14 protein-coding genes are annotated in these 17529 nt (G+C 65.4%); 5 read left to right on the forward strand and 9 right to left on the reverse strand.

Annotation, left to right across the window (positions count from 1 at the left end; genetic code table 11):
- Window positions 1-301: 301 nt before the first annotated feature.
- Window positions 302-883 (reverse strand): dihydrofolate reductase family protein, encoded by a 582-nt coding sequence (locus ACQGNW_RS13780; RefSeq protein ID WP_426663787.1) that lies wholly within the window; start codon window positions 881-883, stop codon window positions 302-304.
- Between the two features lie 169 nt (window positions 884-1052).
- On the opposite strand from ACQGNW_RS13780, the gene ACQGNW_RS13785 reads away from it, so the two are divergent.
- From ACQGNW_RS13785 to ACQGNW_RS13805, 5 genes are all read left to right on the forward strand, one after another.
- Window positions 1053-2048 carry a sigma-70 family RNA polymerase sigma factor gene (locus ACQGNW_RS13785; RefSeq protein ID WP_426663788.1) on the forward strand — a complete coding sequence of 332 codons (996 nt, stop codon included), beginning with the start codon at window positions 1053-1055 and terminating at the stop codon, window positions 2046-2048.
- Window positions 2049-2275: 227 nt separating this feature from the next.
- Window positions 2276-3676 (forward strand): amino acid permease, encoded by a 1401-nt coding sequence (locus tag ACQGNW_RS13790; protein ID WP_426663789.1) that lies wholly within the window; start codon window positions 2276-2278, stop codon window positions 3674-3676.
- A gap of 578 nt (window positions 3677-4254) precedes the next feature.
- A complete protein-coding gene (locus tag ACQGNW_RS13795) occupies window positions 4255-5094 on the forward strand; it encodes an SAM-dependent methyltransferase (protein WP_426663790.1) in 840 nt (279 codons plus the stop codon).
- A gap of 184 nt (window positions 5095-5278) precedes the next feature.
- Window positions 5279-5572: a hypothetical protein gene (locus ACQGNW_RS13800; protein ID WP_426663791.1), complete on the forward strand. Its 294-nt coding sequence runs from the start codon at window positions 5279-5281 to the stop codon at window positions 5570-5572.
- Window positions 5573-5635: 63 nt separating this feature from the next.
- Window positions 5636-7384 carry a GGDEF domain-containing protein gene (locus ACQGNW_RS13805; RefSeq protein ID WP_426663792.1) on the forward strand — a complete coding sequence of 583 codons (1749 nt, stop codon included), beginning with the start codon at window positions 5636-5638 and terminating at the stop codon, window positions 7382-7384.
- A gap of 287 nt (window positions 7385-7671) precedes the next feature.
- On the opposite strand, the gene ACQGNW_RS13810 is transcribed toward ACQGNW_RS13805, so the two are convergent.
- The 8 genes from ACQGNW_RS13810 to ACQGNW_RS13845 form a co-directional block, all read right to left on the reverse strand.
- A complete protein-coding gene (locus ACQGNW_RS13810) occupies window positions 7672-10815 on the reverse strand; it encodes a WD40/YVTN/BNR-like repeat-containing protein (protein ID WP_426663793.1) in 3144 nt (1047 codons plus the stop codon).
- 173 nt (window positions 10816-10988) lie between these two features.
- Complete coding sequence (locus ACQGNW_RS13815; protein WP_426663794.1) at window positions 10989-12392, reverse strand: nitrilase-related carbon-nitrogen hydrolase; 1404 nt, start codon at window positions 12390-12392, stop codon at window positions 10989-10991.
- Window positions 12389-12967 (reverse strand): TetR/AcrR family transcriptional regulator, encoded by a 579-nt coding sequence (locus ACQGNW_RS13820; protein ID WP_426663795.1) that lies wholly within the window; start codon window positions 12965-12967, stop codon window positions 12389-12391. The genes ACQGNW_RS13815 and ACQGNW_RS13820 overlap by 4 nt, the downstream gene beginning before the upstream one ends.
- 313 nt (window positions 12968-13280) lie before the next feature.
- On the reverse strand, window positions 13281-13739 hold the full coding sequence (locus ACQGNW_RS13825) for a lipocalin family protein (RefSeq protein ID WP_426663796.1): 459 nt from the start codon (window positions 13737-13739) through the stop codon (window positions 13281-13283).
- A gap of 113 nt (window positions 13740-13852) precedes the next feature.
- The gene (locus ACQGNW_RS13830) at window positions 13853-14932 is read right to left on the reverse strand and encodes an SAM-dependent methyltransferase (protein ID WP_426663797.1); all 1080 of its coding nucleotides are present in this window, start codon (window positions 14930-14932) and stop codon (window positions 13853-13855) included.
- Window positions 14929-15726 carry a DUF1295 domain-containing protein gene (locus tag ACQGNW_RS13835; RefSeq protein ID WP_426663798.1) on the reverse strand — a complete coding sequence of 266 codons (798 nt, stop codon included), beginning with the start codon at window positions 15724-15726 and terminating at the stop codon, window positions 14929-14931. The genes ACQGNW_RS13830 and ACQGNW_RS13835 overlap by 4 nt, the downstream gene beginning before the upstream one ends.
- The gene (locus ACQGNW_RS13840; protein WP_426663799.1) at window positions 15723-16256 is read right to left on the reverse strand and encodes a DUF2878 domain-containing protein; all 534 of its coding nucleotides are present in this window, start codon (window positions 16254-16256) and stop codon (window positions 15723-15725) included. The genes ACQGNW_RS13835 and ACQGNW_RS13840 overlap by 4 nt, the downstream gene beginning before the upstream one ends.
- Window positions 16253-17527, reverse strand: a complete 1275-nt coding sequence (locus ACQGNW_RS13845; RefSeq protein WP_426663800.1) for a class I SAM-dependent methyltransferase — start codon at window positions 17525-17527, stop codon at window positions 16253-16255. The genes ACQGNW_RS13840 and ACQGNW_RS13845 overlap by 4 nt, the downstream gene beginning before the upstream one ends.
- Between the last annotated feature and the right edge of the window lie 2 nt (window positions 17528-17529).

A 17529-nucleotide genomic window follows, 5' to 3' on the forward strand; every position in this document is an offset into this window, starting at 1 on the left:
TGGATCTGCAACCAGCTTGAAAGATGATTGACACCGGTGTCAAGCCGTGGCGCAACACCGCTGGCCGCCGGCGGCGACAACAAGCCAGCCCAGGAAGCGCCCTGGCCGCCCTGGGCACCGGCGCCTCCGCCATCCCGCGACGGCCGTCGGGGCGAGCGAGTTCGCAGAGGCGGAGGCGGTGCGGTCTGCGATCAGCAATTTGAAGAGCACGACCGGTCGACGACCCGGCCACGGAGAAGCCGAACAGGCGCTGGGGTCACGGGGCCCGGCCTTGTCGACCGGGCCCCGCACCGGGGAATGGCTATGCGGCAGCCAGGAATGCGTAGGAGTGGAGGACCAGGCCGTTGCCGAGCTGCCCGGTGCTGATCAGGCGCACCGGCTTCGCGTTGCCGGACCCGCCGAACAACCGCTTGCCGGTGCCGAGCACGACGGGGAACACGACCACCCGGAGTTCATCGGCCAAGCCTTGTGCCACCAGCGTGTGGCTGAGCTGGCAGCTGCCGTAGACCAGGATGTCGCCGTCCAGCCTCCGCTTCAGCTCGGAAACCTCCCTCACGACATCGCCACCGAGCACCGTCGCATTGCTCAATTCGGCACGTTCGAGCGTCGAGGACACCACGTATTTGGGCAGACTGGTGATCCTGGCTGCCCATTCGGCGGACCAGGCGGTCGGCATCCGGGTGGCGAACCACGCGTCGCTGCGCCTGCCCAGAAGCAGTGCGTCGGCATGCATCGCTTCGTCGATCTCGCGTTCGCTCCATGCGTCGAAGTCCGTGCCCACGTGCTGGCCGAACCAGCCGCCAAATGCGGTGCCCTCCTTGCCGTCCGGGTCCTGGACCACGCCGTCGAGCGTTGCATTCGTACTGATGATGATCTTTGCCATTTTCGGGCTCCTTGGAAGAGGGTGTTGCTGCCTTGGTGCCCGGTGTAGACGCCGCCGCCTCGCAAAAAGGGGCGCTCGGCAAGCGCCCCCTTTCGTGTGCGGCCGACGTCCATATGGGAAAGTGTGCTGCGCGCGCAGTGGTGCGCCATGAGCGGAAGAGGTGGATTTGGTGGCAGCCGAACTGATATCGATGGCTCGGGCCGGGGACGGCGAGGCGTTCCGTGCGATGACCGAGCCATTTCGCCGCGAGCTGCAGGTGCATTGCTACCGGATGCTCGGATCGTTGCAGGATGCCGAGGATGCGCTGCAGGAAACCATGGTGTCGGCGTGGCGCGGCCTGGACGGATTCGACGGACGCGCGTCGCTGCGCACCTGGCTTTACCGGATCGCCACCAACCGCTGCCTGAGCCTGCTGCGCGCGGCGAGTCGACGCCCGGCCAAGGAGTGGGATCATCCGGAGGTCCAACCGCCCGAACCGACCCGGCTGGGCGAAGTCACCTGGCTCGAGCCGTATCCCGATTGCCTGCTCGATGAGGCCGTGTCGCCCGCTCCGAAGGTTCGATACGAGCAGACCGAATCCATCTCGCTGGCTTTCGTGACGGCGTTGCAGGCACTGCCCCCGCGCCAGCTCGCGGTACTGATTCTGCGCGACGTCCTCGGGTTTCATGCGCTGGAGGTCGCCGACATGCTGGACACCACGGTCGACTCGATCAAGAGCGCACTCAAGCGTGCGCGCGCCGGCATGCAGCGCCAGCGGCGGCCGGTCGACGCGCGCCGGGGACCGGCGGTCGAGGATGCGATCGTGGCGAGGTTCGTCAGCGCTTTCGAGTCTGCCGATGTCGATGCGCTGGTGGCCCTGCTGACCGACGACGCCTTCTTGTCGATGCCGCCGATACCCCTCGAATACCACGGCCGGGAGTCCGTCGCCCGGTTCTGCAGCCTGCTCTTCGGCACAGGCCGGCGGTTCCGCCTTGTGCCGACCCGCGCCAACGGGCAGCCGGCCTTCGGGGTATATCTGCGCGGCCCCGCCGGCGCCTGCCACGGAACCGGCCTCTTCGTCGTGGCGCTCACCGGCAACCGCATCAGCGCCATCGTCCGTTTCGAAAGCGGTCTGCTCCCGCGGTTCGGCTTGCCCCGCTCGCTGCCGGACCCCTCGGGCAGCTAGGCTGATCGCCCCCGTCTTTCACATCGGCAGGGAGGCGCTCGTCAGAAGCGGGTCTACGAAATCATGCGCCCGGTGGATCGAGTGGCTGCGACGGCTGCCATCACGCGTGCTTGATCGCCGTAACGCTCCTGTCTCGGGAGCGCCATCGATAGCGGTAACTTCAACCGCCTCATGTTTCTTCCAGCAACCCGGCGACCTGAGCCGGACGCTTACACAGGGACACAATAATGGATCTGCGTGGTTTCGAAGTCATTGCCGAACGGGAGAAAGGCTTGCGACGCAGCCTTACCACGACGCAGCTTTCGATGATTGCCATTGGTGGCGCCATCGGCACCGGGTTGTTCCTTGGCAGCGGCTTTGCGATCAGTTTCGCGGGGCCGAGTGTGCTCGTGAGCTACGCGATCGGTGCGTTGATTGCGCTGTTGCTGATGGGGTGCCTTGCGGAGATGACGGTCGCGCATCCCACCTCGGGATCATTTGGCGCGTACGCCGAGCACTACATAGGCCCATGGGCGGGATTCATGGTGCGCTACGCGTATTGGTCGTCGATCGTGATTGCCGTAGGCACCGAGGTGACTGCCATCGCCGTCTACATGAAGTATTGGTTTCCGGGTGTTCCAGGCTGGTACTGGATCGTCGGCTTTTCAGGTGCGCTCATCGGCATCAATATCGTGAGCGTCAAGGTGTTCGGCGCGGTCGAATACGTGTTCTCCATGCTCAAGATCGCGGCGATTGTGGCCTTCATCGTTTTGGGTGCATGGGTGGTGGTTGGCGCGCCCACGGGTTCAGGCATCGGACTGGCGAACTACACCACGCACGGCGGCTTCTTTCCGAAGGGTGTCTGGGGCATGTGGGTGGCCGTGATCGTCGCGATCTTCAGCTATCTGAGCATCGAGATGATCGCCGTCGCGGCCGGCGAGGCGAGCGAGCCGCAAAAAGCCATCGCCCGCGCGTTCCGGGCAACAGTGGTGCGCCTTGTATTGTTCTATCTGCTGACACTGGCGCTGATGCTGGCAATCGTGCCATGGACGGCCGCAGGCGCCGACCAGAGTCCCTTCGTGGAAGTCATGGTGGCGACGCATATACCGGGCGCCCCGGGCGTCATCAACTTCGTGATCCTCGTGGCCGCGCTTTCAGCGATGAACAGTCAGATCTATATCTCGACGCGCATGATGTTCAGCCTTGCGCGGGCGGGCTACGCTCCACAGCGGCTCGGCAAACTCAACATGCATGGCGTTCCAGTGGCGGCACTCCTGCTCTCGGCCATCGGCATCGCACTGGCGACAGTAGTGAGCGTGCTGTATCCCGATACGTCCTTTGTCCTGATGATGGCGATCTCGATGGTCGCCCCGATGTTTACCTGGTTCATGATCTTCGTGACCCATCTATTCTTCCGCCGCCGCCATCGCAACGTGGCTCTCCGGTTTCGCATGTGGGGTTATCCGGCAACGCCGCTTCTGGGCGCGGGACTCATGCTTGGCGCGCTCCTGACGACGATCTTCACGCGCGAGTTTCGGATGACGCTGTTGTTCGGCGTACCGTTCCTCGCGTTGCTCGCGCTCGCTTATCGCTTTTGGTATCGCGGACGGTTGCAGGAGCGGGAGGTCGAGAACCAAGCGCTGGGCTGAGCCGGAAACTCCCTTCCTCCACAATATGACGGCTGGAGGCGCCGCACGGGTTGTCCGATACCGCCGGGGTGGACCATGGGCGTCAGGCCTTGATGGCCACACCCGACCTCGTCCATTTCGGGCGCACCGGAGTCGGCATGGGATGGGGCAGGCCGGCGTCAAGGCGGCGAAGAGTGGCCGATGCAACGCTGGCGGCCCTCACCGGCGCACAGCACGGACTGGAACCGACTGCAGGCGGTCGAAGCTTAGCCTGCACCTGCCGATTGCGCGCTTGGGCATGATGCTTGTTTGGGCGCAGCGCCTTGACAGTCCTGACGCGGACCGCTCTCCGCACTCGGCAACAGTACCCGCTGAATGGCGGCACTTCATCTTGGGGGGCTGCTGCTGATGCATCCAATTTTCAATTTTGCCGAAAGCAGGCGCCTGAGCAGGGCGATTGGCCTGCGTTATCGAGGATATGGGGTGTCTTTCTTCGGGTGACCTGGAAAAGCTAGGATGCCGCAATTCATCGGCGTCGAGACGAAGCATGGTCACGCGGCCGCAGGCACTATTCCCATTGGGTTCCCTGGATATCCCCCATGACATCTGTATCGCCAGCCCAGCCCGCAGACCGGGAACTGCGTGGAAGCATCGCCTGTGTGGGTTTGGGGATGACGCTGGGCTCGCACCTCTCGCCGTTGGCGCGTAGCCATATCCAGCAGGCCGACGTGGTGTTCGCGGCGATTTCCGACGCCATCGTCGGGGTGTGGCTGGAGCACATGCACCCGGATGTGCGCAGTCTGCAGCCGTATTACGGTGACGGCAAAAGCAAGTCGCGCGCGGTGACCTATCGCGAATGGGTTGATGTAATGATGGCCGAGGTGCGAGCCGGAAAACGGGTCTGCGCCGTGTTCTACGGTCATCCCGGCATCTTCGCCTGGTCACCGCATGAAGTGATCAGATTGGCCCGTGCAGAAGGTTTCCAGGCCCACATGGAGCCTGGTATCTCGGCGGAGGACTGCCTGTATGCGGATCTCGGCATCGATCCAGGGCGTTTCGGCTGCCAGCATTACGAGGCCAGCCAGTTGCTCTTCTACAAGACCCCCATCAACCCCGCCGCTTGCCTGGTGCTGTGGCAGGTTGGCCTGGTCGGTGACCGCTCGATGAAGCGCTTTTCCACCGGTCCCGAGTACCGGCAAGTGCTGGTGGACGTGCTGAGCCGGGATTACCCGCTGGACCACGAGGTCATCATCTATCGTGGGGCTACCCTGCCGATCGAGCAGCCGAGCATCCGCCATGTGGCCCTCGGGGATCTGCCGGCAACGCACGTGAGCTCGGATGAAACCGTGGTTTTGCGGCCGGCATCGCCGTTGGTCGCCAATCATGCGATACGCGAGCGGTTGGCTGAGCTGGATCGTGTCGCGGTGTCCCCGACCTGAGGGGCAGGGTACATCTTCACCCACGCCGATCAATGGTAGGCTTCGCCGTGGCATTGGGGGCCCTGCTTTTGTGGTGAAATCCAGTGAAGTGCGCCCAAGTTGCCCGCAACTTCCTCATCCGGGAGACTCGATTCATCTCTCTCGGCTGAGCGGACGATTCATCCACCACAGGAACAGGGAAAACATGTCCAACACGATCGAGCTGCTGGAACGCATCGGGCAGGACGCATCGTTGCGCCACTCATCCCGGGAAAACCTGACACAGGCGCTCAATGCACTGAATGCCAGTGAGGGGCTGAAACTGGCGGCGTCATCCGGCGACAAGAGTCGCCTCGGGGAAGAACTCGGACACAACCACCATCCCGTGCGGGTCAATCACAACGATGGCGGGTGCGATCCCTGCGAGGACGATACGGAAAACGAACCCAAGCATGATGGCGACGAAGCGGATAAGGCGCGCCCGCCTTCCGGCAAGTAAGCCATAGACGAATAGCTTTCCATGGCGCGTGGCCTACCCGCATGCCTGGCGGCCGCTACCTTCATGGCGGTTTTCGTGCTGTCCATGAGTGCAAAGGCCGGCGTCGCGCCGACCGATCCCTCACTGATTGCGGCGCGGCTGGCGCAGGCCGACGACGCGTGGCCGAATGATACTTCCCGTTTCCGCCACATCCTCGCGCAACTGCATCAGCACGAGGGTCGGTTGAGTGCCGTGCAGCGCTGGCATCTGCGACTGCTGGATACACGGCTTCCCGTCGACGAGGGCGACTACGCCAAGGCCGAGCCATCCCTGTACGACATCATCGACCATTCGGGCGACCAGTCCCTTTCCGTTCGTGCCATGGCGGCGTTGATCCAGGACAAGTTTTTCAGCCGCGACTACGTGAGCGCCTATGCACTGGCCAATACGTTGATGGCTGAACTTCCCAAGGTCACTGACCCGCAGGCACGCCTGGAAGGCATGATCCGGATCATCCAGATGTTGAACAAGGAGGCGGTGGGGCAATATGGCCTCGCCTTGGACTATGCGCGGCAGATGAAAGCCTTGCTTCCTTCGGGCAAGGGCCAGTGTTACGCCAAGGCGCTTGAAACGCAGTCCTTGCTCTATGCAGGTAAATTGACCTCGACCGATATCGCCTTCCAGGTCGCCATCGACACGTGCCTTGCGGCGGGAGAATCCCGTCAAGCCGACGCTTTGCGCCTGGATCTGGCCAGCGAGATGGTGGACGAACGCCATGGTGACAAGTCGATTGCCTATTTGCACAGCATTTCCTCCGAGATCAAGAAATCCGGCTACATGCCTCACCTTGCCTCGCTGCCAGTCACCCTGGCCCAGGCCTATCTAAGCCTCGGCGATGCAGTCAACGCCGGAAAGTTTGCCCAGGCCAGCCTTGCCGTTACCGGACCGGACAGCCCGCTTTGGACAGTGCAAGCCGCCTATAAGGTTCTCTATCAGGCGGAAAAAGCGCAGGGCCACGATGCCGCCGCGCTGAGCTATTACGAAAAGTATGTAGCCCAGAAAACTGCTGCCATGAACAACTCCAAGGCCATCGCCTTGGCCTACCAGACAGTCAGGCAGCAGGTTGTGTCGCAGAAGATGAAGCTGGAAGCGCTGGGGAAGGAGAACAACATCCTTCAGCTTCGCCAGGCCCTGGCGAGCCAGGCACAGAAGGCCAGTCGGCTATCCAATGCCATGCTGCTGGCGATCATCGCCTTCTTTGCGCTGGCGACGCTGTGGCTGTGGCGTTCATGGCGGCGCTTCCGCTGGATGGCACATCACGACGGCTTGACCCGGGCGTACAACCGCGAGCACTTCGTCGTCGAGGCGAAACGAACGCTGCGACAGTTGCACAAGACAAACATCGACGCCTGCCTGATCGTGTTGGATCTGGATCATTTCAAGCGGATCAATGACACGTACGGGCATGCCGCCGGCGATCAGGTATTGCGTTTTGCCGCGATGATCGTTGGCCGCGAACTGCGTCCCGCCGACCTGTTCGGCCGCTTGGGGGGCGAGGAGTTCGGCATCCTGATCCCAGGCTGTTCGCGCAACCAGGGGTTGGAGGTGGCGAGCCGCATGCGCGATGTCCTGGCCTCCACGCCGGTGATCCTGCATCAGCAGATCGCCGTCATGGTGCCCGCCAGCCTGGGGCTAGCTTCCACCGCCAGCTCCGGCTACGCATTGCGCCGCTTGCTTATCGACGCCGACGCGGCGCTCTATCGTGCCAAGGAGGGCGGCCGCAACCGGGTCGTCGCGCATACGCCGGAGACGAGCTCCGTCGTTCACAGCTGATCAAGTCCGGTAATCAGATCCGCTGACCACAGCGTGCTGGCACCGAGGTGATTGCAACATGCGTCCGATCAGCACTGATCATGTGCCGGCCCGCATGATCAGCCGAAGGCCAGCGTCGACCCGCAGAAACCGCCCCGTTGTTGCCGGTCGGTTCTGACCGCTTTGGGCGTAGTCTGCTCACCTCCGCATTCGGACAACCCGAGTAGCTCGACAGACTTGCGGAACCGGACGGCCCGGCATGCGCACCGTCCGGTGTCCGCCTACCGGCATGCGCGGGCCACGGTCATCTATCTGTTGCAGCTCAACGCGGGGATCGGAGCTGCTGCGCCATGCCGGTCCGTATCGTGGGGCCCGATGCTCGATTGCAGTGCGTTCCAGGCGGCGGCGGTGGCGTTGAAGTCGCCGCACAGCTCCCGGTAGGTGCGGTACAGCGATGCGGTGGGGGCGCCCTGGTCGGTGTAGTTGATCATGCCCAGCAACGCGGCCGATTGCCCGTTGATCCGGCTGAAGCTGGTATCGCCCTTGACCTGCGGTACGGCGTAGGGTCCGCCGGAGAGGCCGATGGTTGCATCGGACAAGGTGCCGGTGAGCCCGGCGATCTGCTGCGCCGATGCTTTTGCTTCGTGGCCAGTCGACATCAGCATGGTGCCGCGGTCATAGGCACGCCGGCTGGCGGCGATGACGGTGATGACTCTCTGTGCGAGCGCCAGCTGCTCGCGCAGGCCCGCCTCATCGGCCGGCGACAGCTTGACCCGCGGGTCCGGCCCGAGCGTCAGCGGCTGCGTATAGGACCGGCCATCGACGGTCAGTGTCACCAGGTAATGGCCGGGCAGGGCCATCGGGCCCTGCGGCACGAAAGGTGTCTCGTGCGGGACTGCGCCCATCGACTGGTCGAAGTACAGCGCCGGCGGTGTCGCATAGCGCAGGTTCCAGGTCACCCGGTGCGCGCCGGCAGCCGTCGGCAAGGGACGGTGCCGGCCGATCCAGAATGCCGGTGCCGGAGGCGCGGGCTGATCGAGCCGGGGAGTCGGGGCGTTCGAATATGTACGCACCACGGCACCCTTGTCATCGATGATCTGCAGTTGCACGCGCTGCGCCGGCTGCTTGAGGTAGTAGTCGATGACGGCGCCCTGCGGCGGGTTCCTCGCGTGCGGAACCTCGGGCGGGAATGGCGTGTCCTGGTTGACGTTCGCCTGCACCAGCACTGCTGGCCTGGGGCGGAACAGGTGTACGGCCTGATCGGCGGTGGCGGCGGTCATCTGTTCGAGCGGCGAGATGTCGTCGAGGATCCAGATGGCACGGCCGTAGGTCGCGGCGATCAGGTCGCCGTCGTGGACCTTGAGGTCCGTGTACGCGGTAGTCGGCAGGTTGAGCCGCAGTGACTGCCAGTGGTCGCCGTCGTCGAACGACACGTACACCGACGTTTCGGTACCGGCGAACAGCAGGCCGTGCCCGTGCGGATCGTCCCGCACCACCCGCACGAAGCTGCCGGTGGCCTGGTCCGTCGGCAGGCCGGTCACGATGGGCTGCCAGGACTTGCCGTAGTCGCGGGTGCGATAGATGTGCGGTGCGTCGTCTCCCGTCGCCGAGGCGTCCACGGCAGCGTAGGCTTCGGCCGGGTCGGCCCGGGACGCCTGGATGTTGACGATGCCGTGGATGGAAATTCCGGATGGCGTCACGTCCTGCCAGTGCTGGCCGTCGTCGCGCGTCAGGTAGATCACACCGTTGTTGCTGCCGATCCAGATCACCCCCTCCTGCAGGCGCGAAGGCGACAGCGACACGATGGCGTCGCCGTGATGCACGCCCTCCGGCGGCGGCACCGGCGCCTTGCCGGGATGCGCGGTGAGGTCCGGGCTGATCTTCGACCAGTGGTCGCCGCCGTCACGGCTGCTCCAGACGTTCTGCGTGGCGTAGTACAAGGTGTGCGGGTGCTGGCGCGAGAACACGATGGGGGGCGATATGGCCCGCCGGTAGTCGGTATCGCTGACGGCACTGATCGCGCCGACACCCGGGTCGACGATCCGCGCGCCCCATGTCCTGCGATCAAGCTTCTGCAGGAAGCCCATGTTGCCGCTGCTGAAAATGACATTCGGGTCGGATGGATCGAGGGTTACGAACCCGGTTTCCCAGCCCGGCAGCGGAAACCAGTCCAGGCTGGAGATCTCGCCCATCGGGCCGCGGCTGGCCACGGCGACCGCACCGCTGTCCTGCTTGGTGGCATAGACCCGGTAAGGGAAACGGTTGTCAGTGGCGATGCGGTAGATCTCCGCCGTTGGCTGGTTGTACCAGAGGCTCCAGGTGTTGCCGCTGTCGAGACTGATCGAAGCGCCCTGGTCGCCGCCGTACACGATGTGTCTGGGGTCGGACGGATCGATCCACCACTGGTTCGGATCGTCGCCTCCCGGTGCGCCCTTGAACGCCACCAGGGTATGTCCGCCATCGGTGGAGCGGTAGACGCAGGTACCCATGGTGTAGACCACGTCCGGATTGGCCGGATCGACCAGCACCTGCTTGCTGGATGTGTAGATGGTCCGGGTGGCGAGCGACCAATGGTCGCCGCCGTCGTTCGAGCGGTACAACCCGGTGCCGTTCAACAAGTAGACGCGCTGCGAGCCTGTGCCGTCCGCGACGGCCGTGGGCCCGGCCATAGCCGGCAGGCCATGGCCTTGCAGCCTCGTCCAGGTCATGCCCTCGTCCGTCGACTTGTAGAGCGTGCGCGGCGCCGGGTGCTTGTACAGCGCATATCCCGTGGTGCCAGGCGCATGATAGGTCTGCGCCACCGTGGCAAAGACCACGCGAGGGTTGTCGCTGGCCCAGGATAGGTAGGTGGCCCCCGAGGTCGGCCCGGCGGCCAGCACCAGTCGCCAGGTGTGTCCGCCGTCGGTGCTGCGGAAGACGCCGCGCTGGCCGCCTTGCCGGTGCTGCGTGCCGCGCACGGCGGCCAGCAGCAGGTCAGGGTTGTGCGGGTCGACCAGCAGCCAGCTGACGGCACCGACATGTTTCAGGCCGGTGTTGAGCCAGCTCGCACCGGCGTCGGTGGATTTCCACAGCCCGCTGCCGTATTGCACACCGAAGACGCTGCCGGTGCCCGCATAGATGACCGTCGGCTTCGACTGCGCCACGGCCAGCGCGGTGATGCCGCGAATCGCGTGCACGGCATCGGTCACCGGGTGCCAGGTCACGCCGGCATTCTCGGTCTTCCAGACGCCGCCATTGTCGGTGCCTACATAGCCGAGCGCCGGTTGCCCGCGCACGCCGGCGACCGAGTCCACCTTGCCGGCGATGAACGGACCGATGTTGCGCCATTGCATGCCGTGCAGCAATGACGGACTCACCTGGGCCTGCGCCACGGAGGCAAAGCACAAAGTCGTGGCGATCAACGCCGCGTGTCCGATGACGCGGCCCGAATTCATTCCAAACCGCGGGATCATGGCAGGCAGGCTCCTGATTCAACATATGGCTGCACGTCGCCGGCTTGCCCGGCACGCGAAAGGCGGATCACGTCGAGTATAGGCATGCTGCAACACCGACATGGTGGTACGGCAGCAGATCCTGTCGGATTGCGCCGATGCGCGACACGCCAAGGCGAATTGATCAGGGCTGGTTATCGGGGATAGACGCTTCGCAGCCGCCGCCAGACTGGTAACCCTGCGCCAAGAGCAAGGGCGAAGATCCCGCAGAGCCACGGGAATACATTTCCGATCCGTGTATAGAGCGTTGGTCCGGGTCCCAGCGGCAGGTCGGCGACGACCATGGTCAGGCCCGCAGGCGCATCCTTCTTGAGGGCGACAAGACGGCCTTGCGCGTCACTGGCGAACACCAGGCCGTCATGGGCAGCCCGCACGATCGAAAATCCGCCTTCGACACCGCGCATCACGGACATGATGCCGTGCTGCCAGCCATCGATGCCCATGTCGCCGGCGGGCACGCCCATCAGGCGGATGCCCTTGGCGGCGTCGGAACGAATGGTGTCGGGGAAATCCATGTCCTTGCAGATCTCCTCGGCGCGCCCATTGCCCAGCCAGCCCGAGACATGACCCGGCGTGAGGTCGTCCTCGAGGCCCGGTACCGGATGGCGCTTGTCGTAGCGCTGGATCCCGCCATCGGGCGCGATCGCAAGCGCGAAATCGGCGGAAGGCGCCGTGGAATGGAAGCCGGCAATGATCTGCACACCCGTATCCCTGGCGGCGGCAACGAGCGGCGCAACGATCGCGCCCTGTCCGGCAGGGGTCGATGCCATGCCGCCTTCCGACGTAACCACTAATCTGGCGCCCTCCCGGGCGGCTGCACGGGTGTCGCGCGCATAGGTTTCGGTCACCGCGAGGTCGGCAGACACGGTCTTCGCCCGCCAGGATTCCGCTACGGCCGTCTCATCGACGATGCCCGCCACCCGCAGCACGTCGGGCTGCGGCTGCACGAGCCGCACGATACCAAACACCAGATTGGCCACGCAGATCGTCAGCCCGAGGCCCACGGCGGCCGTGTTCCGTTTGAGCCACAGCGCCATGGCGAGGGTATTGGCGAAGAGGCAGATCAGGAACGTAACGGCGTACATCCCCAGGAGGGATGCGCTCTGGATCAGGACGGGCGCCGACATCGTGCTGTAGGCGAGCGATCCGTAGGTGCCGTTCGGGGACTGCAGTTCAATCAGGAACTCGAACGCTGTCCAACAAGCCGGAAACGCAAACAGCGTGAGGAGCGGTGATGCCCGGCGCTGCACGAAGCGGGCAAACCATACCGCGACGCAAAACAGCCCGACATCGACCACCAGGACCGACGTGAGAACGAGCGGTGGTATGAGGTGGAGGTAGGGTGATTGCAGGATATAGCCCGCGCCACCAAGGAGCGCGATGGCGCTCGCCACGATCACTTGCCACGTGCGTGTATTGCCATAGGCGAGCCACAACAGCGGCACGGGCGCGAGCCAGACCATGGCCCAGACGTGGTCGTACCCCTGTGATAGATAGAACATGATGCCGCTCAACGCGGCGGCCAGCAGTGTGATCATTCGTTTTTCCCGGGCGGTTTGAGGGAATCGAGGAACTGGCGCTGCGCCGCGCGGTACAGCGCCTTGAACTGTTGGTCGCTGGCGAAACGCCTGGCGCGATGCATGGACACAAATCCCTGTCCGTAGGCCGCGAGCGCCACGGCGATCCCGAGAGTCGGCTCGTCGCGGAAGCGGCCTTCGGCCTTCGCCTGATCGATGCGAGCCATCGCAAGCGCAATCGCCGGCGAGCGGCCCGCGGCGAAATCATCGGGGAACCGGCGCGCCGCGGGCGCGGGCAGGAAGAACGCCGCGTCGAACCTGTGCGGCTGCGTGAGCGCGAAATCGAGATAGGCCTCCGCGAGTGCCTCCAGCCACTTCACCGGGTCCCGGGCGCGGATGCCGCGAACGATCTCCTCCCACGCGGAGATACCGTCCTGCATGAGGGCGTTGACCAGCTCGTCCTTGTTCTTGAAATGGCGGTAGAGCGCCATCGGCGAAAGCTCCGCTCGCTGGGCGACCCTGCGAATGGTCAGCCCCTCGAAGCCCGCGGATTCGAGCACGGCTTTCGCGGCCGAGAGTATGCGATCCCTGGTCATGCGTACAATGTACACAAGCGAGTACTAAGTACGCAAGAGAGTCTCACGGCTCGCCGCCCCGGCCCGAGGTTGCTCATCAGGTTCAAGCATCCATGAGGAAACGGCTACGCCAGTTCAGTGCGCTGTGGCGACGGTCTACGCGCATGGGCCACCTGAGAGCCATCCAGAACGCGTGACTTCGCACCAGAACGCGTGACTTCGCACCGGTCTTCGAAGCATTTGAAACTGGAACTCGGGCGCGACGGCGCTGCAAGCGCCCATGATCAGTTGACACGGAAGCCAGAGGGAAGGGGATTAGTCGGTGTTATCGCGGCTACGGTGCGTCATCTGGCATGGACGACCATGATTGGGGAATCTTGCGGAGTCCTGAAGTGCTGTAGCCCAATGCTGCAACTTGCCTCTTCAGTGATGCCCACTCCGTTGCTGTCACCGCGGGCGTGCGCGCGAACACCCAGGTGTAGTCGCGCGCATCGCGGGCGACGATCATCTCACTGTAATCCGGTTTGAGCCATGCAACGATGTATTGCGCTTTGACCGGCCAGAAAATCCGTACACCCCACACGGCACCGCCGCTTCCCGGGTGCACGTAGGCAGTCGCATTGACCTTCTTCAGCGGGCCGCCAGCGGCCCCTTTGTTGAAGCGCAATGTGGTGAGAATCATGCCGTCCGGCTGCAAGGTATAGGTTTCCACCGCATTCCATGCGTCGCGTTCGAACAACGTGGGGATGGCGGCGATGAGATACCACGTGCCCATGAAGCGCGGCAGGTCCACGTGCGGAACAGGCCGGATCGGCGGCAGCGTGCCGGCGCTGGCGGCACCCCAGCGTGACGCGAGGCAGATTGGCAGCGCGTAGCTGCATCGTAGGGCCCGCCGCCCGCGCAACGTCATGGCCGCACGAAGCGGTAATGTGCCACCAGCCATTCCTGGCCGTCGGCATAACCGAACAGCTCGGCACAGGCCATCCAGAACATGCGCCAGCGCTGGAGCCACAATGCCGCATGGTCCGGGTAGGTGGCCTGAAGCACTTCCATCACCTGATCGCGCCGGCTGTCCTGCTGCTGAAGCCAGTGGTTGGCCGTCTTCTCGTAGTGCGTACCGTCCACCAGCCAGCGCTGTTCGATCCGCAGCGCCTGCTGGAAATGCAGCAAGGTATCGGCGGCCGGCATCAGGCCGCCGGTGAAGAAGTGCCGGCCCATCCAGTTGTCCGCGCCTGCCGTCTCGAACGGATAGGCCAGTTCGCGGTGCGCGAAGATGTGCACGAACAATTTGCCGCCGGGCACCAGCCAGCCGGCGATGCGCTGCATCAGCACCTGGTAGTTGCGCATGTGCTCGAACATCTCGATCGAGACGCAGCGGTCGAACTGTCCCGCCGCCATGGCCAGCGTGTTCACGTCGTGGGTCAGCACGTGGACATTGGTCAGGCCGCGCAGCCGGCACTGCGCCTCGATGTGGCGGCGCTGACCGTGCGAGTTGGAGACGGCGGTGATGTGTGCCCCGGGATAGCGCGCGGCCATCCACAGCGTGAGCGAACCCCAGCCGCAGCCGAGCTCCAGGATGCGCTGGCCGTCGACCAGCTCGGCGCGCTCGCCGTACAGCGACAGCATCGCCTCCTCCGCCTCGGCCAGCGTCTCGTCGCCGCGCGGGTAGTAGCAACACGAGTATTTCAGGCGCGGGCCGAGGCAGTGCTCGAAGAACGCCGGCGGCAACTCGTAGTGTTGCGCATTTGCCGCCGCCGTCTCGATGGCCACCGGGCTGTGCCGCAACAGGTCGATCAGCTGCGCCTGCCGTTCGGCCTGCGCGGCCGGCCCGCCGACGCGCTCCTCGCGCAGCCGTTCGGCGCACATCCGGCGGATACCGAGGCGCAGCAGCGCGTCAGGCAGCAGGCCGCGTTCGGCCAGGCCGAGCAGGCCGGGCGCGGCGCGGTCGGAGGGCAGTTCGGCCGTGCCCAGGGTGGCAGTATTCATCGTTCGGTCCTCGGGTCGCGGTGGCGTTTCGGAAACCACGGAAACAGCATCGGCGTGCTGCGCTGGTAGGCGCGGTAATCCTCGCCGCGCGTGCGCAGCGCCTGCGCCTCGGTGAACGGGATGCCGCTGATGAAGCGCAGGAAGAGGAACATCAGCAGCGGCCCGCTCCATGCCAGCCAGGCCAGCGGCGAACCGATGGCAAGCGCGACGTAGGCGAACCAGTGCAGCCATTCGAAGAAATAGTTCGGGTGGCGGGAATAACGCCACAGGCCGTGGCGGCAGGTCCGGCCGTGCTGCCGAAGATCGGCGCGGAAGCGTGCGAGCTGCGCATCGGCAATGGCCTCGCCGAGCACCCCGCCGACCCAGATCGCCACGCCTGCCACCAACCAGGAGAGCGAAGTCATCGCATTGGTCGCCACCGCCACGAAGGGCAGGGCGAACAACGGAATCAGCAGTGCCTGGAACTGGAAGAACGCGAACAGCCTGCGCTGGTCGCCCTGCCAATGCTCGCGCAGCGCGCGATAGCGGCCATCCTCCGGTTCGCGGCGCACGCGTCGCCACAGATGCCACGCCAGGCGCAGGCCCCACAGGCCTCCCAGCACGCCAAGCGCCAGCCGCGGCACAGCCGCGCCGGGGCCAAGCAAAGCCAGCAGCACCGCCGCGCCACCCAGCCCCGCGGCCCACAGCGCATCGACGATGCCGGTGTTCGTGTGCCGCCGCTGCCAGCGCCAACCCAGTGCCATCATCAGCACGGCCAGCACCCAGACCAGCAACAGGATCAGCCACGCGTTCATGGGGTACTCCGTGCTGCGTCGGCCTGCAGCCCGCGCCGCGCCAATAAGGTGAGCAACGGCAGCGCGATGGCCCAGCCCGCCGCCAGCGCCAGCAGCGTCGGCCACATCGGCGAGGGCAGCAGCACCGCGTGCCAGCCGCGCGCAGCGCCCAGGTAGGCCAGCGGCCCGCCGAACGCGCCGAACACCGCGGCCAGCACGGGACGGGCATGCAGGTAGCCGAACAAGGGCACGATGGTCAGCGCGAAAGCCAGCCACAGCGACATCAGCCACGCCGGTGACTCGGCCCATGGCCACGGCGTGGCGTAGTGCACCAGCCCGCTGCGCACCCACAGGTGCTCCAGCAGCAGGCCCAGCAGCAGCGCGACCGCGACCAGCCGCCCTTCGACGCGCCTATGCGCCGATGCGGCCAGCCGCCATGCGGCGAAGACCAGCGCGCCGAGCACGCCGGGCCACCATTGCCCGTGGCCCGCGCCGATCACGGCGGCGAACCATACCGCCTCGTAGGCGGCCAGGGTGAGCCAGAAGTTCATGCCGCGCCGCGCTCCGTGCCGGTGCCGCCGCGTCGCCAGCGCGGGCGCGCCATCAGCAGGTGCGATACGCCGATCGAGCGCTCGCGGAAGCCGCCCTCGCAATACGCGAGATAGAACTCCCACATCCGGATGAAGCGTTCGTCGAAGCCCTGCGCACGCACCTCGGGCAGCTTCGCCATGAAGCGCTCGCGCCAGGCGTGCAGCGTGCGCGCGTAGGAATCGCCGAAATCCTCCTGCGCGACCAGGGCCAGGTCGCTGCTGCGGGCCTTGGCCGCCAGCATCGCGCTGAGCGAGGGGATGAAGCTGCCGGGAAACACGTGGCGCTTGATGAAGTCCACTGATTTCAGCGCCTGCGCGTAGCGGTGGTCCTCGATGGTGATCGCCTGCAGCAGGGCCAGGCCGTCGGGCTTGAGCAGGCGGCCGAGCTGGTGGAAATAGATCTCCAGGTATTCGGCGCCGATCGCCTCGATCATCTCGATCGACACCAGCTTGTCGTACTGGCCGGCGAGGTCACGGTAATCCTGCAGCAGCACATGCACGCGGTCGGCCAGGCCGGCCGCCGCCACGCGTTCGCATGCCAGCGCGTGCTGCTCCTGCGAGATCGTGGTGGTGGTGACGTGGCAGCCGTAGTGCCTGGCCGCGTGCAGCGCGAAGCCGCCCCAGCCGGTGCCGATCTCCACCACGCGGTCGCCGGGCTTGAGACACAGCTTGCGGCAGATCAGGTCCAGCTTGCGCGCGGAGGCGGCCTCCAGCGTGTCGTCCGCGCCGGCCCAGTACGCGGAGGAGTACATCAGGTCGCCCGACAGGAACAGCTGGAAGAAGTCGTTGCCCAGGTCGTAGTGCGCGGCGATGTTGCGCCGGCTGCCGTGGCGCGTGTTGCGGCGGAGCGCGTGCACGGCGCGCATCGCCATGCCGCCGAAGCGCGCCAGTCCGGTTTCCATGCCGTCGAGCAGGTCGCGGTTGCGCAGCAGCAGGCGGATCAGGCCGACCAGGTCGCTGCAGTGCCATTGGCCGTCCATGTACGACTCGCCGGCGCCGACGCTGCCGTTGGCCGCGACGGCGCGATAGAAGGTCGGATCGAGCACGTCGATCTGCACGGCCATGTCGGTCGGCTCGCTGGCCGGCGTGCCGATGACGAGCGTGCCCAGCGCGTCGCGCAGGGTCAACCGGCCGTGCGCGAAGCCCGCCATCTGCTGCAGCAGGCGCGCGCGCAGGAAGCGGTCGAGGCCGCCGATGGCGGTGGCGGTGTCGTCTTGGACGATGGCGTTCATGG

The organism is Rhodanobacter aciditrophus (genome assembly GCF_050026795.1).
Taxonomy (GTDB): Bacteria; Pseudomonadota; Gammaproteobacteria; order Xanthomonadales; family Rhodanobacteraceae; genus Rhodanobacter_A.